Source organism: Agrobacterium sp. ICMP 6402 (assembly GCF_009498615.1).
Classification (GTDB): domain Bacteria; phylum Pseudomonadota; class Alphaproteobacteria; order Rhizobiales; family Rhizobiaceae; genus Agrobacterium; species Agrobacterium burrii.
In genome coordinates this window covers 203,509-230,126 of the sequence record NZ_QSNV01000002.1, presented here as the reverse complement: position 1 = coordinate 230,126, position 26,618 = coordinate 203,509, and the positions used below count along the sequence as shown (strand labels likewise).

Genomic DNA, 26,618 nt, shown 5'->3' with positions numbered 1-26,618 from the left:
AGGAATGAATGTGAAGGGCGCCGCCACACGTCTGCAGACGTCGCGGAAAGCAGCAACCCTGTTGCTTGCCTGCACGCTTCTCTGCTCCACCACGGCAAGCCTTTTCGCCCAGACTGCCGTCACAGCCACACCCTTATTGCCCGGCACCGCTCCCGCCGGTGACGGAACAACTTCGGCCACCGCGGCGACGGGCGTTGGAGCAGAGACCGATGCGGGACAGGCCGCACCTGCGGCCACGCCTGCGCCACAACAGCTCTGGCGCCCCTCGAACAATCCCGGCGACCCGATTTACGAACAGCAGGACGACGCCGGCCAACCCTATGCCGAGGCTGAAAACCCCTATGAGCCGACGGTGGATGGCGGTGAAAATCCGCAGATAGCGACTGAGCCAGGCCAGACCCCCGGCATCCGGCTCGGCACATTCCTGCTGCGTCCTTCGATCAACCAGACCATCAACACGGAAAAACAGACGAACACCGGCGGTCCCTCCAGACGCAACTATCTGACAACAGGCATACGCGGCACGCTTACCAGCGACTGGTCCCGCCACGCGCTGACCGTGACGGGCGACGGCGCCTGGGAGAGAAATTTTGGTGGCGACAAGGATGGCGAAGAGCCCCGGGCGCGGATAGAGGCCGATCTGCGCCTCGATCTCGGCGAAGAGACGAAGGCCAATCTCAAGGCCGGTTACGAGTTCAGCCGCGAAGACACGACAGACCCCAATGCTCTGACCGGCGCTGCCGTGCAGGGCGGTGAACACCGTTTCACGACCGGCGCTTCGATAGAGCGGGACTTCGGCAAGCTGCGTGGGCTTGCGGCGCTCGATCTCTCCCGCACGGTCTATACGGATGCGAAAGGTCTCGATGGCAGGCCGATCAGCCTCAGCGACCGCGACCAGAACAGCGCGAACCTGCGCGGGCGCATTGGTTACGAATTGTCGCCGGCGCTGATCCCGTTCCTGGAACTGAACGCGGGAAAGACCAAATATGACAGTCGGCTGGACAATTCCGGTTACGCCCGCTCCTCCAATTCCTATGGCGCGAAGATCGGAACCGAGGTCGATCTCGGCGAAAAGACCCGTGGCGAGGCCGCCATCGGTTATCTGCGCAAACAATATGATGACGACCGTCTCGCCGCCATCGGCGCTTTGACGCTGGACGGCGAACTCAACTGGTCGCCGCAGCGCGGCACCAATGTCAATCTCGGTCTGCGCACGACGATTGAGGATTTTGCCGGCGGTCCGCAGGGCGGCTGGATTTCCTATCGGCTGGATGCCGGGCTTACCCATGAATTGCGCAACAATCTGGTCGCGCGTTTGACGGGGCAGATCGTGCACCGCACATTCCCCGCCTCCGACATCGAGAATGCCGTGGAATATACGGCAGGTGCCGGCCTGACGTGGGGGCTGAACCGCTATCTCGACCTGACCGCGGACGTCAGCTACCAGTGGACACCGGTTTATGACAGCAGCGAATTGCGCGTCGGCGCGGGCCTTGTCCTGAAACGATAATTATCAAACAAAAATCCCGGCGCAAAGGCCGGGATTTCAGTGTGTTCTGGTCGATTACTTCAGCCCGTCGATCAGGGCCTTGATCGGCTCTTCGATCGCCGGACGAATATCGGCGCGTTCAAGAGCGAAGGCGACGTTGGCCAGAATGAAACCATCCTTGGCGCCGCAATCGAAGGTCTGGCCACGGAAATGATAGCCGGCGAATTCTTGCGACTGGGCAAGCGTCAGCATGCCGTCCGTCAGCTGGATTTCATTGCCGGCACCACGCTCCTGATTTTCGAGGATATCGAAAATCTCCGGCTGCAGGATGTAACGGCCGTTGATGTAGAAATTCGACGGCGCCGTACCCTTGGCAGGCTTTTCGACCATTTCCGTGATCTTGAAGCCCTCGCCCACGGCATCGCCCACGCCGACAATGCCGTATTTGTGGGTCTGGTCGGGAGCGCATTCCTGCACCGCGATCACGTTGCCGGCAGTCTGGTCATAAAGTTCGACCATACCTTTCAGGCAGCTTTTCTGCGAATGCATGATCATGTCGGGCAACAGCACGGCGAAAGGCTCGTCGCCGACGATGTCACGGGCGCACCAGACCGCGTGGCCAAGACCGAGCGGCACCTGCTGGCGCGTGAAACTTGCCGTGCCGGCTTTGGGCAGAAGGCCGGCCAGCAATGTCAGCTCGGCATTCTTGTTGCGCTCACGCAGCATCTGTTCGAGTTCAAATTGAATATCAAAATAGTCTTCGATCACCGCCTTGCCGCGGCCGGTGACAAATACAAAATGCTCGATGCCCGCTTCTGCCGCCTCATCGACGACATATTGAATGACTGGCTTGTCAACGACAGTGAGCATTTCTTTCGGAACCGCCTTGGTTGCGGGCAGGAAACGGGTACCGAGACCTGCGACCGGAAATACGGCCTTCCGAATTTTTTTCTGTTCTACCACATATCCCTCCTGAGAGATAAAACTTGATCACAATCCCCGCACGCTGTTGTTATTTCAAAAATAACAACGTTTTGTAAAGGGTGACGCTACCATCTATTAATGGTAAAGAATTTGTTGACGTTCTTTTGTTATCCATGACGACGCCCGATGCGTTTTCGCAATCGAAATGACATTCGAGAGAACGAAAGACTGATGATGACAAAGATGATCCTTTCAGATGTCCGCAAATTCGGCTGCATGATGGTTGCAGGCCTGGTGATTTCGCTAGCACCGGTCTCGGCTCATGCCGATGCCGGGTTCAGACAGTGGATCAACCAGTTCTACGCAACAGCCGCGAAAGAAGGCATCAGCAAGGCGACCTATCAGAAAGCCTTCGCCGGCGTTAGCGAACCGGACCCGGATGCGCTGCGCAAGGCAACCTTTCAGCCGGAATTCACCACCCAGGTATGGGATTATCTCGATTCCCGCGTTAACCCGTATACGGTGCGGATCGGCCGCGAGATGAAGATGAAGCACGCGACGACCCTGAACTGGATCGAGCGCAACTTCAACGTCGACAAACACATCATTCTCGCCATCTGGTCGATGGAATCGAATTACGGCGCGGTTCTTGAAAAGCCGGAGCGGCTGCACAATATTCCGCAGGCTCTTGCGACGCTGGCCTATTCCGATCCCAAGCGCGGTAAATTCGCGCGCACGCAGTTGATCGCCGCGCTGAAAATTCTTCAGTCGGGCGATGTGACGCCGAAGCAGTTGACGGGTTCATGGGCCGGCGCGATGGGTCACACCCAGTTCATTCCGACGAGCTACCTGGCTTATGCAGTGGATGCCGATGGCAATGGCAAGCGCGATATCTGGCACTCGGTTCCCGACGCGCTGGCAACGGCCGCCAATCTTCTTGCCAAAAACGGCTGGGAGCCCGGCCGGACCTGGGGTTACGAAACCGCCGTTCCGCGTGGCGGCGCGCGTTACGAAGGCCAGACGAAAACGATTTCGGAATGGACAAAGCTCGGCTTTGCCCGCCCGAACGGCAAAAATTTCACCCGCGGTTCCGATCGCGCCATGCTGAAACTGCAGGGTGGCGCGAACGGACCCGGTTTCCTGATGATGAAAAACTTCTTCACCATCAAGAAATACAACGCATCGGACAGCTATGCGCTGGCCGTCGGCCTGCTTGCGGATGAAATCGCCGGTTATGGCGGCATGCAGCAGAAATGGCCGCGTCCGGACGGTACGCTGGATATTCGTGAAAAATTCGAACTCCAGACCCGCATGAAAGAACTAGGCTACTACGATGGCGAGGTCGATGGCAATTTCGGCTCCGGTTCGAAAGCCGCCATTAGCGCCATCCAGTCGCGCATGGGCATGGAAAATGACGGCCAGCCGTCGCAGAGGTTGCTGAGAGCCCTGCGCAATTGATAATATGCCGGCGAATTCGGCGGGGGGGGTCACCACCGCCGAAGCATCCGGAAAGGTCGATGTTATGAACAGGAAACCAGCGGTGAATAGCGGAAAGACCGGATGGCGCATCTGCGCCGTCATTCTTGCTGCCGCCCTTTGCGTGCCACTCGTTCCATCCCAGACCTTTGCCCAGGAACAGCGGCGCACCCTGTTCGAAATGCTGTTCGGCAGACCGGTTGGCCGCGATGGCGGATCCGGGCGTGATTATCAGCCCCGCAACCGGCGGGATTTCCCCTCCGCCCCACGCGAAAGATCAATTACACGTCCGCAACCCGCCCGAAAAGCACCTTCGGTGGTTCAGATGCGAACCGCAAAACCGGAGCCGGCCGCCAAGCTTGAAAATGCAAGGCGCGTTCTGGTCATCGGCGATTTTCTGGCCGGCGGCATGGGGGAAGAGCTGGTCAATGCCTTCGCTAGTTCACCGGCGATCGCCGTCGATGTGCGGGCAAACGGTTCTTCCGGTCTTGTCCGAACCGATTATTACGACTGGTTTTCCAATCTACCGCAATTCATAAGCGAGACCAATCCGGCCACCATCGTCATCATGATGGGCTCGAACGATCGCCAGCAAATGCAGATCGGCGATATCAGGGAAAAATTCGGCACCGATGTCTGGTTCAAGGAATATGAACGACGGATCGATGAGCTTCTGACCCTTGCTGGCCGCCCGAAAGTGCCGCTGCTCTGGGTCGGTTTGCCCGCGTTCCAGTCACCATCGCTCACGGCCGATCTCGTCGGTTTCAACCGGCTTTATCGCAGCCACGTCGAAAAATATGGCGGCGAATTCGTCGACGTGTGGGACGGTTTCGTCGATGAAGGCGGAAAATTCGTTATCACCGGTTACGACATGAACGGCCAGCAGGCCCGCCTTCGCGAGGCCGATGGTGTCGGCATGACGCAGGCCGGCAAACGCAAGCTCGCCTTTTACGTCGAAAAATTCGTACGCAGGCACCTCGACAGTGCCGGTCCCGATCTCGTGAAACTGGACGGCAGCAATCTGCCTGCACTCACCTCGCTGCCGGCGCTCGGCATTGATGCGGGGCAGGTCCGCACGCAGCCGATCAGCCTCACCGATCCCAATCTCGATGGCGGCGACAAGCTGCTGGGCGATACCCCTTTGACAGCCGGGCCGACACGCGCATCGGTGGTGGAGTCCCCACGTGAACGGCTGACCAAGCGTGGCGAAATGGCCGATGCGCCGGCGGGCCGCATCGATGACTATCGCGTCGTCCCGGATACCGTACAAGCCCGGCAATAGGCGCTTCTGCACCGGCATACGCGGACGGGCGTAATGTTTAGGCAATGCGAAAATGGCAAGATAACTGAAGTTCTGCACGGATGCGGCCTGTAACCGCATTTTTGTATGGCGATATTTCTTCGTTACCAGTCATGCACGGCCCACGGGAGCCGCGCCAGGATTTTGCCGAGACCAATTCATGCGCCTGCTGCTTGTTGAAGACGAACGCGAAATGGCAGCAGCCCTGTCCGCCGCGCTCCACCGGTTTGATATCATCGTGGATAATGTCGGCACGCTCGATCTTGCCCGACATGCCATCATGGATGGTGTCCATGACCTTGTCGTGCTTGACCGGCAATTGCCCGATGGCGACGGCATCCAGCTTATAGAGGATCTGCGCCTCTTGCCCGTTACCCCGCCGGTGATCGTATTGACGGCGCAAGGCACACTTGCAGATCGGGTTAAGGGCCTGAACCTCGGTGCCGATGATTATCTTGCAAAGCCCTTCGCCGTCGAAGAGCTTCTCGCCCGCATCCGCGCCCTGATGCGACGACCCGCCAGCGCAGTGACGATGACGGCGAAGCTGGGCAAGCTGGAATTTTGCTTCGAGACCCGTGAAGTACGCATTGCGGGCGAATTTCTTGCCCTGACCAGACGGGAACTGCTCATCCTCGAGGCCCTGTTGCGGCGACAGGGCCGAACGGTGCTGCGTTCGCTGCTGGAGGAAGCCGTCTATAATTTCGACGATGAAATCCAGTCCAACGCCCTCGATTCCCATATTTCCCGTTTGCGCCGCAAATTGCTGGCCACCGATGCCGGCGTCGAGGTCCATGGTATTCGCGGCGTCGGCTATCTTCTGAGGGCGACATCATGAAGCCGGCCAAAAGGAAATCGCTCAAGCGCCGCCTGACGATTCAATTGCTGCTGTTCCAGATCGGCAGCCTTTTCATCGTCAGCGCCGGCTTCGTCGCCTATCTGTCGACCGGCGGTGGAGGCAGCGCATTGCTCAGCCCGCAGGCAGCCCAGATTACCGCCAATGCGCTGGTGCGGGACAAGAACGGCCGGTTGGCCCTGAAAGAGACGAGTGAGTTTGTCGAGTTACGCAGCAACACACCCGATTTCTGGTTCGTAGCCGTCAGTGAAACAGGGGAGATTGTGCAGGGCGGGCAGGTGCCCGAAGCATTCAGCAACATGGATCAGCAACTCAGCGATATCAAGCTCTCCGATATACGCGAGGCGGCGCTATCCTATTCCTATCTCGCTGTCGTGCGTATCGCCGTCGTCCGCCGCGTTTCCGGGCCGTTGGGCGAATTCGCCATGATCGGCAAAGGTGGGCCATTCAGCATGACATTCCCCGTGCTGCTGTTCTCCAACATATTGATCATGCCGATCCTCTTCATCATGTCCCTCGTGACGATCGTGACCATTCCCTGGATCATCCGCAGGGAATTTCTCGCCCTTTCCTCCATTGCGCGGGCAGCGGAGACCATCGACATCGACAAACGCGGATATCGATTGCCGGATGGCGATATTCCACGAGAGGTGCAGCCTCTGGTGCACGCCGTCAACGGTGCGCTGAAACGGCTGGACGATGGTAACGAGCGACACAAGCGCTTCATTCTCGACGCCGCCCATGAATTGCGCACCCCCGTCGCCATTCTCCAGACTCGCGTCGAAACGCTGCTGGATGGCCCATCTCGAAACAGGATATTGGCCGATGCCAGCCGCATCGCCGTGCTGGCCGAACAATTGCTCGATCTGCAGCGTCTCGGCGGACAGAAAGCGCCGCTTATTCCGCTTGATCTCGTCAGCCTGTGCAGATCGGTTGTGGCGGATATGGCGCCGCTTGCCATCTCGCAAGGCTATGAGCTTTCCTTCGAACCGGAAGAAGAACCGATCCTCGCTTTGGCCGATGACGCCTCACTTCAACGCGCGCTTATGAATATCGTGCAAAATGCCATCGAACATGGCGGCAATCGCGGAACGATCACCATTAAGGTCGCCGCCAACCGCGTTATCGACATATGCGACGAAGGCAGTGGGATTCCCGAAGAGGACAGGGAACTGGTGTTCGATGCGTTCCATCGCCTGAGGCCGCAAGATCGTGGCACCGGGCTCGGTCTCAACCTCGTTCAGGAAATCATCCGCTACCATGGCGGGGAGATCAACATCAGTGATTCATCTACCGGGGGGGCCTGCTTCCGTATCAGCCTGCCCTATTGCTGACACATGCCATTTTTTGCGAAAAAACTGCTTTTCGGGAAACTCGTAATGCCGGTGCAATTCACAGGCGCGATATTTTGCCTGTCCCCATGAATGCGACGCCCCCAATCGCATTTTTGGTCGTCCAGTCAAACGAAAGGCCTGTTGTGTCTCTCACAACAGGCCTTTTGTTTTGCTTCGTGCGGCTTGCGCCGCATCAATCCGCTCAGCGTGGCAACAGGGTTGCGCCCATCAAAGCTTCGTCGATCGCACGCGCTGCCTGACGGCCTTCGCGGATCGCCCAGACCACCAGCGACTGGCCGCGGCGAACGTCGCCCGCCGCCCACAGCTTGTCGACCGAGGTCCGGTAGTCCGTCTCGTCGGCGATCACATTTGTGGAACCGCGACGGTCGGTGTTGAGCGCCAGCTTGCCGTTCATTTCCTTCAGCACGCTATCGGTGAAAGGACCGGAGAAGCCGATGGCGATGAAAGCGAGATCAGCCTTGATGATGAATTCCGTACCGGCAATCGGCTTGCGCCGATCATCAACCTGACAGCATTTCACACCGGTCAAGACGCCGTCTTCACCTACGAATTCGAGTGTGGCGACCTGGAACTCGCGGATAGCGCCTTCCGCCTGAGAGGAAGAGGTGCGCATCTTGGTTGCCCAGAAGGGCCAGACAGCAAGCTTGTCTTCCTTTTCGGGCGGCATCGGGCGGATGTCGAGTTGGGTGACTTTCACCGCACCCTGGCGGAACGCCGTGCCGACGCAGTCTGACGCGGTATCACCACCGCCGACGACCACGATATGCTTGCCGCCTGCGAGGATCGGATCGGCCGGCCAGCCAATGCTATCGATGTTTTCACGGCCAACGCGACGGTTCTGCTGTACGAGATAAGGCATGGCATCATGCACACCCTGCAGGTCCGCGCCGCCTATGCCGGCCGGGCGCGGGGTTTCCGAACCACCGCAATAAAGAACAGCATCGTGGTCGGCCAGAAGCGCTTCGACCGTTACATCGACGCCGACATTAACGCCGCAATGGAAGGTGACGCCTTCGCCCTTGATCTGTTCGACACGGCGATCGATGAAGTTCTTCTCCATCTTGAAGTCAGGAATGCCGTAACGCAGCAGGCCGCCAGCCTTCGATTCACGCTCATAGACGTGAACCTCGTGGCCGGCGCGGCCAAGCTGCTGCGCGGCCGCCATGCCAGATGGGCCGGAGCCAATGATGGCGACTTTTTTGCCGGTGTGGATCGTCGCCGGCTTCGGCACGATGAAGCCCAGTTCATAGGCCTTGTCGGCAATTGCCTGCTCGACGGTCTTGATGGCGACCGGCGCGTCCTCGAGGTTCAGCGTGCACGCCTCCTCGCAAGGGGCGGGACAGACGCGGCCGGTGAACTCCGGGAAGTTGTTGGTCGAGTGCAGGTTGCGGATCGCCTCTTCCCAATTGTTGTTATAGACCAGATCGTTCCAGTCGGGGATCTGGTTGTGTACGGGACAGCCGGTCGGGCCGTGACAATAGGGAATGCCGCAATCCATGCAGCGTGCCGACTGCTTCTGCACTTCGGCATCCGACATCGGAATGGTGAATTCGCGGAAATGGCGGATACGATCCGATGCGGGCTGATACTTGCCCACCTGCCGGTCGATTTCCAGAAAACCTGTTACCTTGCCCACGTTTATGTCCTCACATCAAAGCGGAGCGCCTGTCGGGCCCCAGTACCAGTAAGCGAAACCGAAAGCCGCCCCCAGCACGATGAATTCAAATCCGGTCTCGCCGCTTGTCCAATAGATCGCCGTGGGAACGGCGACCGCGATCATCAGCGAGACCAGTTGGTGTAGTGTCCTCACGCGGCTGATTATTCCGCCGCAACGCCCATTTTCATCCGCTCCATATCCTCCAGCGCACGACGGTATTCCACCGGCATAACCTTGCGGAATTTCGGACGGAACTCGCTCCAGCGGTCGAGTATGTCCTTGGCGCGCGCCGAGTTCGTGTAGTGGAAGTGGTTGGAGATCAGCTGGTAAAGGCGCTCCTCGTCGTGACGTGTCATGTCCTCGGAAACGTCCACACGTCCCTTGTGCATGAGGTCGCCGCCGTGATGGTGCAGCTTTTCCAGCATGTCGTCTTCTTCCGGAACTGGCTCCAGCTCGACCATCGCCATGTTGCAGCGGGTGGCGAAATCACCCTTCTCGTCAAGAACATAAGCCACGCCGCCGGACATGCCGGCTGCGAAGTTGCGGCCGGTTTCACCGAGAACCACCACGATGCCGCCGGTCATATATTCGCAACCGTGGTCGCCCACGCCCTCGACAACCGCGACAGCACCGGAGTTACGCACCCCGAAGCGCTCGCCCGCGACACCGCGGAAATAGCACTCGCCGGTGATCGCACCGTAGAGAACGGTATTGCCGACGATAATCGAGTTTTCCGCAATGATGCGGGCGTTTTCCGGCGGGCGCACGATGATGCGGCCACCTGACAGACCCTTGCCGACATAGTCGTTACCGTCACCCACCAGATCGAAGGTGATGCCGCGCGCCAGGAACGCACCGAAGGACTGACCGGCCGTTCCCTTGAGGGTGACGTGGATCGTATCGTCCTTCAGGCCCTTATGGCCCCAACGCTTGGCGAGGGCGCCTGACAGCATGGCGCCGGCGGAACGGTCGACGTTCTTGATCGGCACCTCGAAAACCACGGGCTCGCGGTTTTCCAGCGACGGCAGCGACTTCTCGATCAGCTTGCGGTCGAGAATATCGTCGATCGGGTGCTTCTGGCGCTCGGTCCAGAACGTTGCTTCCTTGGGTGCTTCGACCTTGTGGAAGATGCGGCTGAAATCCAGCCCCTTGGCCTTCCAGTGGGCCAGCATCTCATCCTTTTCGAGCAGTTCGGAAGCGCCGATGATCTCGTCCAGCCGGGTAACGCCCAGCGAGGCAAGGATTTCGCGCACTTCTTCGGCAACGAAGAAGAAATAGTTGATGACGTGTTCCGGCGTACCCTTGAAGCGCTTGCGCAGAACCGGATCCTGCGTCGCCACACCCACAGGGCAGGTGTTGAGGTGGCACTTGCGCATCATGATGCAGCCCGCCGCAATCAGCGGCGCAGTCGCAAAGCCGAATTCATCCGCGCCCAGAAGCGCGCCGATGATGACGTCTCGGCCGGTCTTCAAACCGCCATCCACCTGCAGTGCAACGCGTGAACGAAGGCCGTTCAGCACCAGCGTCTGCTGGGTTTCGGCAAGGCCGATTTCCCAGGGGCTGCCCGCATGCTTCAGCGAGGTGAGCGGCGAAGCGCCCGTGCCGCCATCGAAGCCGGAAACGGTGATATGGTCGGCGCGCGCCTTGGCGACACCCGCCGCAACCGTTCCGACGCCGACTTCAGACACCAGCTTCACCGAAACATCGGCTTCCGGATTGACGTTCTTCAGATCGTAGATCAGCTGCGCCAGATCTTCGATGGAATAAATATCATGATGCGGCGGCGGCGAGATGAGGCCGACGCCCGGCGTGGAGTGACGGGTCTTGGCAACCGTCGCATCCACCTTGTGGCCGGGCAATTGTCCGCCCTCGCCGGGCTTGGCACCCTGCGCCACCTTGATCTGCAACATGTCGGCATTGACGAGATATTCCGTCGTCACGCCGAAGCGACCGGACGCGATCTGCTTGATGGCCGAGCGTTCCGGGTTCGGCTTGCCATTCAGCAGCGGCAGGTAACGGTCGGATTCTTCGCCGCCCTCGCCGGTGTTGGACTTGCCGCCGATCTGGTTCATGGCGATGGCGAGCGTCGTATGCGCCTCACGGCTGATCGAGCCGAAGGACATGGCGCCGGTCGAGAAGCGCTTGACGATATCGGCTGCCGACTCCACCTCATCGATGGAGACCGGCTTGCGGCCGAGCTTTTCCGCAGACTTGATGTTGAACAGGCCGCGAATGGTGTTCATCCGCAGCGCCGTCTCATTCACCATGCCGGCGAATTCACGGTAGCGATCTTGGCTGTTGCCACGCACCGCATGTTGCAGCGAGGCGACGGCATCCGGTGTCCAGGCGTGGCTTTCGCCGCGCATGCGATAGGCATATTCGCCGCCGATATCGAGCGTGTTGGCAAGAATCGGATCTTTGCCGAAGGCCGCAGTGTGGCGCGTTACGGTTTCCTCGGCGATTTCGGTGAGGCCGACGCCTTCGATGGAGGTGGCGGTGCCAAAGAAATATTGCTCGACGAATTGCGAAGACAGGCCGATGGCGTCGAAAATCTGCGCGCCGCAATAGGACTGGTAGGTGGAAATGCCCATCTTGGACATGACCTTGAGGATGCCCTTGCCGACAGCCTTGATGTAGCGATACACGACTTCGTCGTCGGACACTTCCTTCGGGAAAGCGCCATGCTTGTGCATATCGAGCAGCGTGTCGAAGGCGAGATAGGGGTTGATCGCCTCTGCGCCATAACCGGCGAGCAGACAGAAGTGGTGGATTTCGCGCGGTTCGCCGGTTTCCACGACGAGACCGACCGAGGTGCGCAGGCCTTTGCGGATCAGGTGGTGATGCACAGCCGCTGTCGCGAGAAGAGCCGGGATCGCGATGCGATCCGGGCCGAGCTGGCGGTCGGACAGAACGATGATGTTGTAGCCGCCGCGAACGGCGGATTCCGCCCGCTCGCACAGGCGCTCCAGCATGTCAGGCATGCCTTCCGCGCCACGCTCCACATCATAGGTGAAGTCGAGCGTCTTGGTGTCGAACCGGTCTTCCGTGTGGCCGATGGAGCGGATCTTTTCCAGATCGCCATTGGTCAGGATCGGCTGGCGCACTTCGAGGCGCTTGGCGCGGGCCGCCCCCTCGTGATCGAGAAGGTTCGGGCGCGGGCCGATGAAGGACACGAGGCTCATGACAAGCTCTTCGCGGATCGGGTCGATCGGCGGGTTGGTGACCTGCGCGAAATTCTGCTTGAAATAGGTGTAAAGCAGCTTCGACTTGTCCGACATGGCCGAAATCGGCGTATCGGTGCCCATCGAGCCGATGGCTTCCTGACCGGTCGTCGCCATCGGCGACATCAGAAGCTTGGTATCTTCACTGGTGTAGCCAAATGCCTGCTGGCGGTCGAGCAGCGACACGTCGCGGCGCAGAGCACGCGGCTCAACGGGCTTCAGATCCTCAAGAATAAGCTGGGTGCGATCGAGCCAGGTGCGGTAAGGGTGCTTGGCTGCAAGCTCGTGCTTCACATCCTCGTCGGAAATGATCGCGCCCTTTTCCATGTCGATCAGCAGCATCTTGCCCGGCTGCAAACGCCACTTCTTGATGATACGTTCTTCCGGCACCGGCAGGGTGCCGGCTTCCGACGCCATGATGACACGGTCATCGTCGGTGACGAGATAACGTGCGGGGCGCAGGCCGTTACGGTCGAGCGTTGCGCCGATCTGCTTGCCATCGGTGAAGGCAACGGCGGCAGGGCCGTCCCACGGCTCCATCAGCGCTGCGTGATATTCGTAGAATGCCTTGCGCTCAGCCGACATCGACAGGTTGCCCGACCAGGCTTCCGGGATCAGCATCATCACGGCATGGGCCATGGAATAACCGCCGCGCACGAGGAATTCGAGCGCGTTGTCGAAACAGGCAGTGTCCGACTGGCCTTCATAGGAAATCGGCCAGAGCTTGGAAATATCGTCGCCGAACAGCGCCGACGACACCGACGCCTGCCGCGCCGCCATCCAGTTGACGTTGCCGCGCAGCGTGTTGATTTCGCCGTTATGGGCAACCATGCGGTAGGGATGCGCCAGCTTCCAGGACGGGAAGGTGTTGGTGGAGAAACGCTGGTGCACCAGCGCAACGGCGGATTCGAAACGCGGGTCAGCCAGATCCTTGTAGTAGGCACCCACCTGATAGGCGAGGAACATGCCCTTGTAGACGATGGTGGAGGAGGAGAGCGACACGGGATAGAAATCCTGCGTCTCCTTGCCACCGCCCTCATCATAGATGCGGTTGGACAGCACCTTGCGGATCAGGAACAGCTTGCGCTCGAAATCGGCATTGGTCGCGGCATCGCGCCCCGCGCCGATGAAGACCTGAACGTGGTGCGGCTCGGTTCCGGCAATATCCGGCGCCTTGGAGAGCGAGTCATTATCAACAGGCACGTCACGGAAGCCGAGGAACTGCTGCCCCTCCTCGCCGATCACATCGACGATGACCTTCTTGTAGTGCTCGATGCGCGACGGATCACGCGGCATGAAGATATGGCCGACTGCATATTCACCGGCCTTCGGCAGCGTCACGCCTTGGCCCGCCATTTCTTCACGGAAGAAACGGTCGGGAATCTGTACGAGAATGCCAGCACCATCGCCCATCAGTGGGTCTGCACCGACAGCACCACGATGCGTCAGGTTTTCGAGGATGAACAGACCATCCTTGACGATCTGGTGCGACTTCTGGCCCTTCATATGCGCAACGAAGCCGACGCCGCAGGCGTCGTGCTCGTTGCGCGGATCGTAAAGACCCTGCTTTTCCGGCAAGCCGCCCGCGAAACGCCCTTTCGCAGAAACGGGTGCGGCCGCAGCCGCGGTGGGACAGTCTGTGGTCAGGGTTGCGGCGGCGATCTCTGCCTGCGGCTTGTGCGTCATTTGTGTCCCTCCTGCAAAATTACTTGCATGGTTTCATGCGAAGATCCGGCTCGACCACGAATTCTCGCTTCCCGCAAAAATCGCATTCAACCCGGCTCGATCAAATTTAGGACAGCAAAGCTGTCTCAATTCATGAGGATTTTGGCAGAAACGGGCGAATTTAGCAAGGGTTCGAATCCAATTAGTCGAACCGCCATTTGCCGCGAAGTTTCGATACTGACCTATTGCGCGAAACTTTATTGTCATAAAACAGGCCGAGCTATTGCTTTCATTACCGGATTTGCCAATCGCGATGTTAGGTCCTAGAAGTTTTGCAATCATCGCCTCACGCAGCCCCAAAACAGAACCTCAGCTATCGGAAAGCCTTAAGAGATGTTTTTTGCTTCAGACAATTGGGCTGGCGCCCATCCGGCCGTCAACGAACGGCTTTCGCGGGAATCCACCCGGTTTGCCGCCGCTTACGGCACCAGCGAACTCGATCTCTCCATTGAAAAACGCTTCAACGAGATATTCGAGCGCGACGTCGCGGTGTTTTTCGTCGCGACCGGCACGGCGGCCAATTCGCTTTCGCTGGCCAGCATCGCCCGCCCGGGCGGCCTGACATTCTGTCATTCGGAAGCGCATGTGATCGAGGACGAATGCGGCGCACCTGATTTCTTCAGCGGCATGCGCATGGTCGCCGTCGAAGGGCCAGATGGCAAGATGTTGCCGGAAAACCTGATCGAACGCATTGCGCGTTATCCGCAGGACGCCGTTCACCATGGCCGCGCCGCCGCCGTCACCATGACGCAGGCAACCGAGGCCGGCACCGTCTATACGCTCGATGAAATCGACGCCATCGCCAAAATCGCCAAAGACAACGGCCTGCCGCTGCATATGGACGGCGCGCGTTTTGCCAATGCGCTTGCCGCACTCGGCACCACGCCTGCCGAAATGACCTGGAAACGTGGCGTCGACGTCCTGTCTTTCGGCGGCACCAAAAACGGTTGCTGGTGCGCGGAAGCGATCGTGTTTTTCGATCCCGCACTCGCAAAGGATTTCGCCTTCCTGCGCAAGCGCACCGCCCAGCTTTTTTCGAAGTCACGCTTCATTGCCGCGCAATTCGAAGCCTATCTGCAGGACGATCTCTGGCTGGGCCTCGCCGGCCACGCCAATGCCATGGCAAATCGGCTGCGCGCCGGCTTTGGCTCGCTCAACAGCGCCCGCCTCGCCTGGCCGACACAGGCCAACGAAGTTTTCGCCATTCTACCGAAGGCCGCCGCCGAAGCCGCAACAGCCAAGGGTGCTAAATTCTATGATTGGCTGGAACCGCGCGACATGCCGGAAAAGGTCGGCAAGGACGAAGTGCTGATCCGCATGGTCACCAGCTTTGCGACCACCGAGGCCGACGTGGACGAATTCCTGTCGATCTGCGCCTCTGTCTGACACAACATTTGAGGGCGTCCCATAACGGCGCCCTCAAACCTCCTGAAGCCGGTAACCGACACCGGTTTCCGTCAGGATATAGCGTGGCTGGTCCGGGATTTTTTCGATCTTCTGGCGAAGCTGGCGCACGTAAACCCGCAAATATTGCACGTCGGTCAGTTCGTCCCACGCATGTTCCAGCAGGAAACGATGCGTCAGCACCTTGCCCGCATGCTGCACCAGAACCCGCAGAATATCATATTCCTTGGGCGAGAGTTTCACCTCCCGGTCCTCCACCTTGACGATGCGCCGGACGAGATCGACCGACAGGTCGCCGGTCTGAAACACCGGCCTCTCCCCCTGGCTCTGCAAACGATGGCGCAGCGCGACGCGGATGCGGGCGACAAGTTCGTTCATGCCGAAGGGCTTGGTGATATAGTCGTCAGCCCCGAGTTCCAGCGCCTTGACGATACCCGCCTCATCCGTGCGACTTGAAAGGATGATGACGGGCAGCGCCAGCCCGTCACCACGCCATTTCGCCAGAAGATCATGCCCGGACATATCCGGCAGGCCGAGATCGAGCACCACGAGATCTGGCTTGTCCTCATTCACCAGTTCCATCGCAACGCGGGCATTCATCGCTTCGCTGACCGCGTAGTCTTGAGACGACAGCCCCACCCGCAAAAGCTTACGGATCGGCGGTTCATCATCGACGATGAGAATGCGGACGGCGGAATTGGTCACTCCCGATCTCCTTTGGGGGTATGGCGAAGCACTTTAATGATTCTCCCCTGAAATCGCGCCCTAATCATGATCTAGCACAGGCGCTTCAGCGGGAACCGGCAGGCTTATCGTGAATTGCGCGCCTGAACGACCCAACCGGTTTTCCGCGCGGATCGACCCGCCCATGGCCTCGATGAACCCCTTGCATATGGACAGTCCAAGGCCTGTTCCGGCCTGCACATGGTCCGCTTTGCGCACCCGGTAGAAACTGTCGAACACCCGCTCCGTGTCATCGGGGGGAATACCCGGACCTTCATCGGCAACGGACAGGAAGACATGCCTGCCCTGCCGCCGCCCGCGAATCTCGATTGTTGTTTGTTCGGGCGCGTATTTGGCTGCGTTGTCGATGAGATTGAACAGAACCTGTTCGAAAAGCACGGGATCGACCTTCAGCATCGGCAGATCGGAGGGAATATCGAGAACGATCTCGTGCCTGACGACAATTTTCGCCGCACGCGAAAGTGCCGTGCCGACCATATCGCCAAGGAAATGCAGCCCGTAATTCGGCTCCATCGCGCCTGAGCCGATCCGCGTCATGTCGAGCAGATTGGAGATGAAACGGTTCAGCCGTTCGGACTCCTCAACGATCGTCGAAAGCAGCTCGGCACGCGCATCCGGCGGGATGTCCTCGGCGAAATCTTTCAGGGTTCCGGCAGACCCCAGAATAGCGGCGAGCGGCGTCTTCAGATCATGGGAAATGGAGGTCAGAAGCGCCGTGCGCAGCCGGTCGGTTTCCGCCGCAAGCCTCGCCCGGTCCACATCCGACACCAGCTGGATGCGCTCGATGGCGAGTGCGGCCTGATCGGAAAGCGCGTCGAACATCCGTTGCTGCTCGGGCGTCAACAACGGACCGAGCCGGTCGTCGTCCAGCCCCACCACGCCGACTGCGCCGCTGCCGGTGCGCAATGGCAGATAAAGCCGTTTGGCGCCGGGCAGCGTGTCGGCACCTCGGCCGGCGGCCTTGTTGTGCTCCCACGCCCATTGGGCGGCGGCAATATCCGCATCCATCAACGTATCGTCAGGAGGATACCCCGCCTTGACGGCAATCGTATTGTTTTCCGGCAGCAGCAGGACGACCCGGACATTCAGCATGGACGCCATCTGGAAAGCGGTTGCCCACAAAACGTCGTCCAGCGTGCCGGTGCCTGCCAGTTTTTTGGAAAACAGATACAGGTCCTCGGTGGTTCGCGCCCTCGCCCGTGCCGAAGCCGCCTGCCGTTGCACGGCGACCGTCAGGTTGGACGCCACCAGCGCCACGCCGAAATAAAACAACAGGGCGACGACGCTGTCCGGTGCACTCACCGTCAGCGTATAACGCGGTTCCAGAAAGAAGAAGTTGAACGCAACAGCACCGAGCACCGAGGCATAAAGCGCGGGTCCGAGGCCGCCGCGCACGGCGGCTGCCAGAACCGCCATCAGGAAGACGAGCGCCAGATTTTGCACGTCGAGCGTCTGGTCGAGCACGACGCCGACCACGATCGCCAGTCCGACAAACAGGGTGCTGTTGAAATAGGCCCGCAGCGACCGGCGCGATGGCGGCGACGCAAGCTTCGTACTCTGCGCCGGCTTTTCCTCGCTCTTGTCGCCGGAAATGACATGTACGCTGATATCGCCGGCATGGTCGATCAGATCATGCGTCAGCGAGCGTTGGAGGATTCTCTGCCACCAGGACTTTCTGGGCCGGCCGATGATGATATGGGTGAAATTATTGGCGTTCGCGTAGGAAATGATCTCCCGCGTGAGATCGAGCGCCGGCAAGGTCACCGTCTCGCCGCCGAGCTGCTGAGCGAGCCGCATCGTGCCGGCCAGCCGGTCCTTCTCCGCCTCCGACAATTGCTGTGAACGCGGCGTATCAAGATGCAGCGCCGTCCATGGCGCGCGCAGCCGGTCTGCCTGCCTTCGGGCATAACGCACCAGACCGGAGCCGTTGCCGCCATGGTCGAGACAGACCAGAACCCGGTCTCCCGCCGCCCAGGGGCCGGAAATGGCGTGTGACTGCATGTGGTTGAGCAATTGCTCATCCACCCGCTGCGCCGTGCGCCTTAGCGCCAGTTCACGCAAGGCCGTCAGGTTGCCGCGCGAAAAATAATTCTCGATGGCACGCCGCGCGGTGCGGGGCATATAGACCTTGCCGTCTTCCAGACGCTTTATCAGATCGTCGGGAGTGATATCGATGATTTCGACATCGTCGGCGCGGTCGATGATGCTGTCCGGCACCGTTTCGCGCACGCGGATGCGGGTGATCTGCGCCACCACATCATTCAGGCTTTCGACATGCTGGATGTTCAGCGTCGTATAGACATCGATGCCCTGCGCGAGGATTTCCTGAACATCCATATAGCGCTTGGGATGGCGGCTGCCGGCAGCATTGGTGTGGGCCAGCTCATCGACCAGAACCAGAGCGGGGCGGCGGGCGACTATCGTATCGAGATCCATCTCCTCCAGCATCTGACCGCGATAATCGATGCGCTTGCGGGGGATCACGTCCAGCCCTTCGACCAGCGCCTCGGTTTCGCGGCGGCCATGGGTTTCCACAACGCCGATGATGGTGTCGATACCATCCGCAAGCTTCGCCCGGCCGGACATCAGCATTTCATAGGTCTTGCCGACGCCGGGGGCTGCGCCGAGAAAAATCTTCAGCCGGCCCCGCGCCTCGCGCCGGGCGTTTTCCAGCAGCGCATCGGGCGACGGTCGGCTCGGCATATTGCTGATATCGTCAGGCATTTAACCCACCAGTGGTAGAGGCTATGGCTTCCGAAGAAGCCATAGCCTTTTCAGTTCATGAGCCGGCCGCGTCAAGAGCCATGTTGAGCGCCAGCACATTTACGACGGGCTCGCCCATGAAGCCCAGTTCCGGCCCTTCGACATGACGCCCGACGATGGCGCGCAACGAAGCTTCATCCATGCCCCTTGCCTTGGCCACGCGCGCAACCTGAAAATAGGCTGCCTCCGGCGAAACATGCGGGTCGAGACCGCTGCCCGATGCCGTCACCAGATCGGCCGGCACCTCGGCTGCCGGATTTTCGGCTTTTGCCGTCTCGTAATCCTGTTTCACCCGGTCGATGAGCTTGGCGCTGGTCGGGCCGAGATTGGAGCCGGAAGATGAGGCGGCATTATATCCGTCACCGGCGGCGGAGGGTCGGCCGTGGAAATATTTCTCGCCGGTGAAGGCCTGTCCGATCAATTGCGAACCCACCACGTTGCCGTTTTTCTCGATCAGGCTGCCATTCGCCTGAAAGGGAAAGAGCGCCTGCGCCAGACCCGTCATGCCCAGCGGATAGGCAAGGCCGGTGATGGCGGTGGTGGCAAGGATCAGCACCAGTGCGGGACGAAGCTGTCTAAACATTGTCTTTACTCCTCAAACCAGACCAAGCGCCGTGATGGCGAGGTCGATGGTCTTGATGCCGATGAAGGGAACGATGATGCCGCCGAGGCCATAAATGACCAGATTGCGCGACAGCAGCGCGCCGGCGCCGATCGGGCGGTATTTCACGCCCTTGAGCGACAGCGGGATCAGCGCGATGATGATCAGCGCATTGAAGATGATGGCCGACAGGATTGCGCTCTGCGGCGTCGAAAGCCCCATGACGTTGAGAACGCCAAGCTGCGGATAGAGCACCAGGAACATCGCCGGGATGATGGCGAAATATTTGGCGATATCGTTGGCGATGGAGAATGTTGTCAACGCGCCGCGCGTCATCAGCAATTGCTTGCCGATTTCGACGATCTCGATGAGCTTGGTCGGGTCGCTGTCGAGATCGACCATATTGCCCGCCTCGCGCGCTGCCACCGTGCCGGTATTCATGGCGACGCCGACATCGGCCTGCGCCAGCGCCGGCGCATCATTGGTGCCATCGCCGCACATGGCGACGAGCTTGCCCTTGGCCTGTTCCTCGCGGATCAGCTCAAGCTTGTTTTCCGGCGTCGCCTGGGCGAGGAAATCATCCACCCCGGCCTCGGCCGCAATCGCGGCAGCGGTCATCGGATTGTCGCCGGTGATCATTACCGTGCGGATGCCCATGCGGCGAAGCTCGGCGAAACGCTCGCGAATGCCGCCCTTGACGATATCCTTCAGCTGCACGACGCCGAGCAGCTTTCCATCCCGCACGACGGCGAGCGGCGTGCCACCGGTCTTGGCGATGTCTTCCGCAATGGTGCGGATATCACGTGTGGCGTCCGTTTCGGTCTTCAGCGCAAGCGCCGCATTACCGTGTTGCAAAACGCCGCCATCGACATAAGCCAGAACAGCATCGACCGCACCCTTGCGAATGGTGGAGCCTTCGAAATCCACCCCGCTCATGCGGGTCTGGGCGGTGAAGGGCACGAAGGTGGCGTGCAGCTTCTGCATGTCACGGGCGCGGATGCCGTATTTTTCCTTGGCGAGAACGACGATGGAGCGGCCCTCCGGCGTTTCGTCGGCAAGCGAGGCAAGTTGTGCGGCATCGGCCAGATCCTGTTCGGAAACACCGGTGACGGGGCGGAATTCGGTCGCCTGACGGTTGCCCAGCGTAATCGTGCCGGTCTTGTCAAGCAGCAGCGTGTCGACGTCACCGGCAGCCTCGACGGCGCGGCCGGACATGGCGAGCACGTTGAAACGCACCAGCCGATCCATGCCGGCGATACCGATGGCCGACAGAAGCGCGCCGATCGTCGTTGGGATAAGCGTCACGAACAGCGCCACCAGCACGATGATGGGGATCGAACCACCGGCATAGGTCGCAAAGCTTGGAATGGTCGCGGTGGCGAGAACGAATATCAGCGTCATGCCGGCAAGCAGGATGTTGAGCGCGATCTCGTTCGGTGTCTTCTGCCGCTCTGCACCTTCGACCAGTGAAATCATCCGGTCGAGGAAGGTGGAGCCGGCAGCAGCGGTGATGCGAACGCGGATCCAGTCCGACAGAACCTGCGTGCCGCCGGTGACGGCCGAACGGTCGCCGCCGGATTCGCGGATAACAGGGGCGGATTCGCCTGTTATCGCTGCCTCGTTGACGGAAGCCACACCTTCGACGACTTCGCCATCGGAGGGGATGATATCGCCGGCTTCGACGAGCACGACATCGTTGACCTTCAGACTGGTGCCCGCCACCATCTTATACTGGCTGCGGTCATCGCCGGTCAGCAGTTTCGCCTGGGTTTCGGTGCGGGTCCGGCGCAGCGAATCCGCCTGCGCCTTGCCGCGCCCTTCGGCAACGGCTTCGGCGAAGTTGGCAAACAACACAGTGAACCAGAGCCAGAGGTTGATCTGGAAGGAAAAGCCGAGATTTTCGCTGCCGATGATGAGATCACGGATGAACAGCACCGTTGTCAGCACCGATACTGTCGCCACGACGAACATGACCGGGTTGCGCGCCAGCGTGCGCGGATTGAGCTTTTTGAAAGCGCCGGCAATGGCCGGGATGAGGATGCGAGAATCGAGGATGCTCGCTTGTTTGGACTGGCTCATGAAGAGGCTCCAGCGTTTGAAACAGGGCGACCGATACCGGTCGATCAGCCGTTAAGAACTTCGAGAGCGACGACGGCGGCGAACAGAGCCGCCATCATCGCAAGAATGAGATTGGAGGCGCACCAGCCGCCGGGACCGGCGCTCCTTTTGACGGGAGCACCAGTGCGGACAGGAAGGTTACGTCGGTGTCGGGGTGTGTCATTGGTCATGGCGCCACCTCAAAAGACCTGGCCCGCAGCCATCACCAGATGTTCCGCAACCGGACCCAGCGCCAAGGCTGGCAGGAAGGTCAGGCCGCCAACAATCAGGATCGTGCCGACGAGCAGGCCAACGAACAGCGGCCCATCCGTGGGGAAGGTGCCGGCCGAGGCCGGAACGGTCTTTTTGGTAACCAGCGAGCCGGCAATGGCGAGTGCTGGAATGATCACCAGAAAACGCCCCATCAGCATGCCGAAACCAAGGGTGATGTTGTACCAGGTGGTATTGCCGGTCAGGCCGCCGAAGGCCGAGCCGTTATTGGCGGCTGCCGAGGTATAGGCATAGAGGATTTCGGAAAAACCGTGCGGCCCGGCCGTGCCGATCGACGCTACCGCCGAGGGCAGGACCGTCGCCGTGGCGGTGAAAGCCAGCATGGCGAGTGGCAGGCAGAGAATGGCCAGAACCGCCATCTTCATTTCCTTGGCCTCGATCTTCTTGCCGAGATATTCCGGCGTGCGCCCAACCATCAGACCCGCCACGAAGATGGCGATGATGATGAACAGCAATATGCCGTAAAAACCCGCGCCGACACCGCCGACGATCACTTCGCCCAATTGCATGTTGATGAGCGGGACGAGACCGCCAAGCGCTGTGAAACTGCCATGCATGGCATTGACTGCACCGCAGGATGCGGCTGTCGTGATGACCGCAAACAGCGACGAAAGCGCCACGCCGAAGCGAACCTCCTTGCCTTCCATGTTGCCGCCGGCAAGGCCAAAGCTGTGCATCAGCGGATTTCCGGCCGCTTCCGCCCAATAGGTGACCGCAACGCCGGCGATGAACAGCACGCCCATGGCGGCAAGGATCGCCCAGCCCTGGCGCTGGTTGCCCACCATGCGCCCGAAGACATTGGTGAAGGCCGCGCCGATCGTAAAGATCGACACCATCTGGATCATGTTGGAAAAGGCATCAGGGTTTTCAAACGGATGCGCGGAATTGGCGTTGAAAAAGCCGCCGCCATTGGTGCCAAGCATCTTGATCGCCAGCTGTGATGCCACCGGGCCGACCGCAATCGTCTGCTGCGCACCCTCGAGCGTTTGTGCCATGACATAGGCGCCGAGTGTCTGCGGCACGCCGAGCCACACATAAACAAGGGTCAGCACGATGCAGAGGGGCAAAAGCACGTAGAGCGTCGCGCGGATCATATCCACCCAGAAATTGCCGATGGCCTTGCCCGAAGCGCGCGAAAAGGCGCGGATGAGACCGATGGCGATTGCCATGCCCGTCGCGGCAGAAACGAAGTTCTGCACAGTAAGGCCGGTCATCTGGGTCAGATAGGACATGGTGCTTTCGCCACCATAGTTCTGCCAGTTGGTGTTGGTGACGAAGCTGATTGCCGTGTTGAAGGACAGCTCCGGCCCGACGGCCGGCATTGCCTGCGGATTATAGGGCAGCACGGCCTGAAAACGCATCAGCGTATAAAGCAGAGCAAAACCGAGGAGATTGAAGAGCAGCATGGAAAACGCATAGGTCGTCCAGTGCTGCTCCTCGCGCTCGCTTGTTCCGGCAAGGGCATAGAGGCCGCGCTCGACGGGTGCGAGAACCGGCGAAAGCAGGGTGCGTTCGCCACTAAAGACACGCGCCATATAGAAGCCGAGCGGCTTCACCAGCGCGACGACGATCCCGCAGAAAAGCAGAATCTGAAACCATCCAATGAGGGTCATGGTATTTTAACTTTCAATAGCCGCCGCCTCCCGATCAGAAGCGTTCGGGGCGAATGAGAGCATAGGTGAGATAGGCGGCGATAAAGACGGTGACGGCACCGCTCAGGACATAGTCGAATATCATCGCAGCCTCCGTCTAAAGCCGGCCGCAGGCGCGCGTATAGGCAAAGCAGAGGGCGAAGAACACCGTCGCTGCGCCGATCAGAACAAGGTCCATCATGATGGGACTCCTTTTTTCCACAAGGAGCCGGACAGGAAGAAAAGCGCCGTCATGTGGGACGTCGCTTTTCATTCTTTCTGGCTCAGGAAGGGAACACCATCCCTTCCCGAGCAGAAGAATGCACCCGAACCGCATAAAGGTTCGAGACGGCCTCAGAGGGAATAAAATAGGAATCCTATAGGAATTTCGATGCCCGCCAACACGGGCACCGCTGCCGTCTCTTAGTGCGAGAGCGGCTCGCCGAAAGCGGAAACAATGGTTCCCACCGGGCTGTTGCCGGCCAGCAGCGCCGCCAGCAGAATGCGGGCCTGTCCCGGGCGAAGCGTGGAAGAATGCACGGCACCGGCCGCGACAAGGTCATGTCCGCCACCGCCGCCGCCATAACTTGCGACGAGACGGCCTTCCGGCACACGACTGGAAACGACGACAGGGACGCCGCGTTCCGCGCAGCGTTTTACCGCCTCGGCAATATCAGGATTGGCGTTACCCGAACCGAGCGCGGCGAGCACGATACCTCTAGCGCCCGCCTGCAGGCTCGCGTCGATATGGGCGGCGTCACAGCCGGGATGGATGGCGACGATATCAACCCTGATATCGGTGACGGGAGCAGCAAGGTTCGGCGCTGCGGCCTGAACCAGTGGTCGCGCCGAGCGGAAGGCGTCCGCCGCATCCGCACTCAGCTTGTAAAGCCCCCAGGCAGGCAGACAGCGACCGCCAAAGGAGAGAAGTACGCCCTTTGCGGCATTCTGCGGATCGAGCGCGGTTTTTATGGCCTGCGCCAGATTGGCGGGGCCGTCTGCATCCGGGTGGTCTGCCGTAAACTGCGCACCGGTGAAAACCACCGGCTTGGTGAGAACGTGCTGCAGATTGACGACCAGCGACGATTCTTCCATCGCGTCGGTACCATGGAGAACAACGACGCCCGCCACCGCGGGGTCATTGAGTTCCACGCCTACCGCATCGCTGATGCGCTGCATGTCTGCCAATGTCAGGCTGGAGGAATCCTTCGCCATCAGATCGATCGGCTTCAGCCGGGCGCTGATCTGCGGCACCAGCGCCAGCAGGTCTTCGCCGGAAAGGCTGGGCGTACTGGCGCCATCGGCACCACGCCGGCTGGCGATTGTGCCACCGGTGGCGATGACCGCCACCAGTGGAGTTTCACCCTGCCCGCTCAATGCGACGGCCCCGCGCCGGCCGCACGTTCAGCCGCCAGACGGTGGATACGATCGCGCAGCAGATACCAGCCGATGACCAGCGCCGGGATGATGACCAGCAGCGAAGCGATGGTCCAGGAGCCGACGGGATAATCGAACGCCATCAGCACCAGCACGCCGAACAGGAAAATCAGCGTGAGAATGCCGGTATAAGGCGCGCCGAACATGCGGAAATCCGGACGCGCGATTTCGCCGCGCTGCGAAAGCTGCCAGAGCTTCAACTGGCAGAGTACGATGACGGCCCATGCGCAGATGATGCCAAGCGCCGAGAGGTTAAGGGCGATTTCAAAGGCCGAAGCGGGAACGACTGCGTTCAAGGCGACGCCGAGAACGGTAACGACGGCGGTAACCGCAATGCCGCCATAGGGCACGCCGGCCTTGTTCATCTTCGCAAGTGCGGCCGGAGCCGAGCCGGAAACCGCCATGGAATGCAGAATGCGCCCGGTGGAATAAAGACCGGCGTTGAGCGAGGAGAGCACGGCAGTCAGAACCACGAGGTTCATGATCACGTCAGCGCCCTCTACGCCGATGGAGCCGAAGAAGGTGACGAACGGGCTCTCGCCCGCCTTGTAGGCGGTATAGGGCAGGAGCAGCGTGAACAGCAGCACCGAACCGACATAAAACACGACGAGGCGCAGAACGACGGCGCGGATGGCGCGGGGCATGACCTTGCGCGGGTCTTCGGTTTCTCCCGCCGCCGTACCGATCAGCTCGATCGAGGCATAAGCGAAGACGACGCCCTGAATGATGACGAAGGCCGGAAGAATGCCGTTGGGGAAAAAGCCGCCATTATCGGTAATGAGGCTGAAACCGGTGACATGGCCCTCGATGGGCGTGCCGAAGATGACGAAATAAACGCCGACGACGAGGAAAATGGCGAGTGCCACCACCTTGATCAGGCTGAACCAGAATTCCAGTTCGCCAAAGACCTTCACCGACAGCATGTTCATCGCCAGCACGACCAGAAGCGCCGTCATCGCGAAGACCCACTGGTCGATGCCCGCGAGCCACGGAACATATTGCTTGAAGAAATTCATGTAGAGGGCAACGGCGGTCACATCCGCCACCGAAGTCATCGCCCAGTTCAGCCAATACATCCAGCCGGCGGCAAAGGCCATTTTCTCGCCGTAGAACTCACGGGCATAGGAGACGAAGGAGCCGGAGCTTGGGCGGTGCATGATCAGCTCGCCAAGCGCGCGCAGCACCAGAAACGCGAAGAAGCCGCAAAGCGCGTACACAAACACCAGTGCCGGACCCGCCTGCGCCAGCCGGCCGCCAGCGCCGAGAAACAAGCCCGTGCCGATCGCGCCGCCGATGGCGATCATCTGGATCTGCCGCGGCTTCAGGGCCTTGTGGTAACCGAGTTCTTCTTCGACGAAGACCTCACGCTCGGCAGATGCCGTTTTCCCAGAATGCATGGATTTATCCTCCCGATAAAACGCTTTTAATCGGCAATAAGCCGGAAATCAAAGTGGAACTGGCGCAGTCCCCAAGGCTGGAAATATGGCCAGCATGCACAGGTGTGCTGTAAAGCTGCATGACAGATTTTCGCCCCTCATAATGGCAGATAATGCCGTTCGTCAAGGGTATTCGACATGATTGACCTTCTCCTCAGCCCAGATTAAGGTCGAAAAATCTGTAAGACAGCCTTACAGATATAGCAACACTTAA

Annotated in this window: 19 protein-coding genes; 6 read left to right on the top strand and 13 right to left on the bottom strand. The window is 60.0% G+C overall.

Annotation, left to right across the window (positions count from 1 at the left end; all coding sequences use genetic code 11):
• Positions 1 to 4 precede the first annotated feature (4 nt).
• Positions 5 to 1,510 carry a polysaccharide biosynthesis protein UppP gene (gene uppP, locus DXT96_RS09200; protein ID WP_153514398.1) on the top strand — a complete coding sequence of 502 codons (1,506 nt, stop codon included), beginning with the start codon at positions 5 to 7 and terminating at the stop codon, positions 1,508 to 1,510.
• Between the two features lie 54 nt (positions 1,511 to 1,564).
• Here uppP and galU read toward each other — a convergent pair whose 3' ends face one another.
• Positions 1,565 to 2,452: a UTP--glucose-1-phosphate uridylyltransferase GalU gene (gene galU / locus DXT96_RS09195; RefSeq protein WP_149899544.1), complete on the bottom strand. Its 888-nt coding sequence runs from the start codon at positions 2,450 to 2,452 to the stop codon at positions 1,565 to 1,567.
• 195 nt (positions 2,453 to 2,647) lie between these two features.
• Here galU and DXT96_RS09190 point away from each other — a divergent pair, with 195 nt between their 5' ends.
• The 4 genes from DXT96_RS09190 (at position 2,648) to DXT96_RS09175 (ending at position 7,376) form a co-directional block, all read left to right on the top strand.
• On the top strand, positions 2,648 to 3,871 hold the full coding sequence (locus tag DXT96_RS09190; RefSeq protein ID WP_153514809.1) for a lytic murein transglycosylase: 1,224 nt from the start codon (positions 2,648 to 2,650) through the stop codon (positions 3,869 to 3,871).
• A gap of 64 nt (positions 3,872 to 3,935) precedes the next feature.
• Complete coding sequence (locus DXT96_RS09185; RefSeq protein WP_153514397.1) at positions 3,936 to 5,171, top strand: SGNH family hydrolase; 1,236 nt, start codon at positions 3,936 to 3,938, stop codon at positions 5,169 to 5,171.
• A gap of 178 nt (positions 5,172 to 5,349) precedes the next feature.
• Positions 5,350 to 6,024: a response regulator transcription factor gene (locus tag DXT96_RS09180; RefSeq protein WP_149899547.1), complete on the top strand. Its 675-nt coding sequence runs from the start codon at positions 5,350 to 5,352 to the stop codon at positions 6,022 to 6,024.
• Positions 6,021 to 7,376, top strand: a complete 1,356-nt coding sequence (locus tag DXT96_RS09175) for a HAMP domain-containing sensor histidine kinase (protein WP_153514396.1) — start codon at positions 6,021 to 6,023, stop codon at positions 7,374 to 7,376. Before DXT96_RS09180 ends, DXT96_RS09175 begins: the two co-directional genes overlap by 4 nt.
• Positions 7,377 to 7,578: 202 nt before the next feature.
• On the opposite strand, the gene DXT96_RS09170 is transcribed toward DXT96_RS09175, so the two are convergent.
• Genes DXT96_RS09170 through gltB form a run of 3 tightly spaced genes read right to left on the bottom strand, consistent with a single transcriptional unit; the run spans position 7,579 to position 13,961 of the window.
• Positions 7,579 to 9,033 (bottom strand): glutamate synthase subunit beta, encoded by a 1,455-nt coding sequence (locus DXT96_RS09170; protein WP_149899549.1) that lies wholly within the window; start codon positions 9,031 to 9,033, stop codon positions 7,579 to 7,581.
• Between the two features lie 15 nt (positions 9,034 to 9,048).
• Positions 9,049 to 9,207: a hypothetical protein gene (locus DXT96_RS09165; protein WP_153514395.1), complete on the bottom strand. Its 159-nt coding sequence runs from the start codon at positions 9,205 to 9,207 to the stop codon at positions 9,049 to 9,051.
• A gap of 8 nt (positions 9,208 to 9,215) precedes the next feature.
• A complete protein-coding gene (gene gltB, locus DXT96_RS09160; RefSeq protein WP_153514394.1) occupies positions 9,216 to 13,961 on the bottom strand; it encodes a glutamate synthase large subunit in 4,746 nt (1,581 codons plus the stop codon).
• Between the two features lie 372 nt (positions 13,962 to 14,333).
• Between gltB and DXT96_RS09155 the strand changes: the two genes are divergently transcribed.
• Positions 14,334 to 15,386: a low specificity L-threonine aldolase gene (locus tag DXT96_RS09155; protein WP_153514393.1), complete on the top strand. Its 1,053-nt coding sequence runs from the start codon at positions 14,334 to 14,336 to the stop codon at positions 15,384 to 15,386.
• A 33-nt stretch (positions 15,387 to 15,419) separates the two neighbouring features.
• Here the strand turns inward: DXT96_RS09155 and DXT96_RS09150 are convergent, their stop codons facing one another.
• The 9 genes from DXT96_RS09150 to DXT96_RS09115 form a co-directional block, all read right to left on the bottom strand.
• Entirely contained in the window at positions 15,420 to 16,109 is a 690-nt protein-coding gene (locus DXT96_RS09150) for a response regulator transcription factor (protein ID WP_371418822.1), read from the bottom strand.
• Between the two features lie 60 nt (positions 16,110 to 16,169).
• Positions 16,170 to 18,872 carry a sensor histidine kinase KdpD gene (locus DXT96_RS09145; RefSeq protein ID WP_153514392.1) on the bottom strand — a complete coding sequence of 901 codons (2,703 nt, stop codon included), beginning with the start codon at positions 18,870 to 18,872 and terminating at the stop codon, positions 16,170 to 16,172.
• A gap of 55 nt (positions 18,873 to 18,927) precedes the next feature.
• Entirely contained in the window at positions 18,928 to 19,494 is a 567-nt protein-coding gene (gene kdpC, locus DXT96_RS09140; RefSeq protein WP_153514391.1) for a potassium-transporting ATPase subunit KdpC, read from the bottom strand.
• 12 nt (positions 19,495 to 19,506) lie between these two features.
• Complete coding sequence (kdpB, locus tag DXT96_RS09135) at positions 19,507 to 21,591, bottom strand: potassium-transporting ATPase subunit KdpB (RefSeq protein WP_153514390.1); 2,085 nt, start codon at positions 21,589 to 21,591, stop codon at positions 19,507 to 19,509.
• 44 nt (positions 21,592 to 21,635) lie between these two features.
• Positions 21,636 to 21,800 carry a hypothetical protein gene (locus DXT96_RS26930; protein ID WP_194287612.1) on the bottom strand — a complete coding sequence of 55 codons (165 nt, stop codon included), beginning with the start codon at positions 21,798 to 21,800 and terminating at the stop codon, positions 21,636 to 21,638.
• A gap of 9 nt (positions 21,801 to 21,809) precedes the next feature.
• On the bottom strand, positions 21,810 to 23,513 hold the full coding sequence (kdpA, locus tag DXT96_RS09130; RefSeq protein WP_153514389.1) for a potassium-transporting ATPase subunit KdpA: 1,704 nt from the start codon (positions 23,511 to 23,513) through the stop codon (positions 21,810 to 21,812).
• Between the two features lie 34 nt (positions 23,514 to 23,547).
• Entirely contained in the window at positions 23,548 to 23,637 is a 90-nt protein-coding gene (kdpF, locus tag DXT96_RS09125; RefSeq protein ID WP_035226808.1) for a K(+)-transporting ATPase subunit F, read from the bottom strand.
• A gap of 317 nt (positions 23,638 to 23,954) precedes the next feature.
• Positions 23,955 to 24,908 carry an asparaginase gene (locus tag DXT96_RS09120; protein ID WP_153514388.1) on the bottom strand — a complete coding sequence of 318 codons (954 nt, stop codon included), beginning with the start codon at positions 24,906 to 24,908 and terminating at the stop codon, positions 23,955 to 23,957.
• Positions 24,905 to 26,365 (bottom strand): amino acid permease, encoded by a 1,461-nt coding sequence (locus tag DXT96_RS09115; RefSeq protein WP_153514387.1) that lies wholly within the window; start codon positions 26,363 to 26,365, stop codon positions 24,905 to 24,907. The genes DXT96_RS09120 and DXT96_RS09115 overlap by 4 nt, the downstream gene beginning before the upstream one ends.
• Positions 26,366 to 26,618 lie beyond the last annotated feature (253 nt).

Excerpts from the sequence above, each read along its gene's own strand:
- uppP (WP_153514398.1), top strand. The coding sequence starts at position 5 with ATGAATGTGAAGGGCGCCGCCACACGTCTGCAGACGTCGCGGAAAGCA.
- DXT96_RS09190 (WP_153514809.1), top strand. The coding sequence starts at position 2,648 with ATGACAAAGATGATCCTTTCAGATGTCCGCAAATTCGGCTGCATGATG.
- DXT96_RS09185 (WP_153514397.1), top strand. The coding sequence starts at position 3,936 with ATGAACAGGAAACCAGCGGTGAATAGCGGAAAGACCGGATGGCGCATC.
- DXT96_RS09180 (WP_149899547.1), top strand. The coding sequence starts at position 5,350 with ATGCGCCTGCTGCTTGTTGAAGACGAACGCGAAATGGCAGCAGCCCTG.
- DXT96_RS09175 (WP_153514396.1), top strand. The coding sequence starts at position 6,021 with ATGAAGCCGGCCAAAAGGAAATCGCTCAAGCGCCGCCTGACGATTCAA.
- gltB (WP_153514394.1), bottom strand. The coding sequence starts at position 13,961 with ATGACGCACAAGCCGCAGGCAGAGATCGCCGCCGCAACCCTGACCACA.
- DXT96_RS09155 (WP_153514393.1), top strand. The coding sequence starts at position 14,334 with ATGTTTTTTGCTTCAGACAATTGGGCTGGCGCCCATCCGGCCGTCAAC.
- DXT96_RS09145 (WP_153514392.1), bottom strand. The coding sequence starts at position 18,872 with ATGCCTGACGATATCAGCAATATGCCGAGCCGACCGTCGCCCGATGCG.
- kdpC (WP_153514391.1), bottom strand. The coding sequence starts at position 19,494 with ATGTTTAGACAGCTTCGTCCCGCACTGGTGCTGATCCTTGCCACCACC.
- kdpB (WP_153514390.1), bottom strand. The coding sequence starts at position 21,591 with ATGAGCCAGTCCAAACAAGCGAGCATCCTCGATTCTCGCATCCTCATC.
- DXT96_RS26930 (WP_194287612.1), bottom strand. The coding sequence starts at position 21,800 with ATGACCAATGACACACCCCGACACCGACGTAACCTTCCTGTCCGCACT.
- kdpA (WP_153514389.1), bottom strand. The coding sequence starts at position 23,513 with ATGACCCTCATTGGATGGTTTCAGATTCTGCTTTTCTGCGGGATCGTC.
- kdpF (WP_035226808.1), bottom strand. The coding sequence starts at position 23,637 with ATGATATTCGACTATGTCCTGAGCGGTGCCGTCACCGTCTTTATCGCC.
- DXT96_RS09115 (WP_153514387.1), bottom strand. The coding sequence starts at position 26,365 with ATGCATTCTGGGAAAACGGCATCTGCCGAGCGTGAGGTCTTCGTCGAA.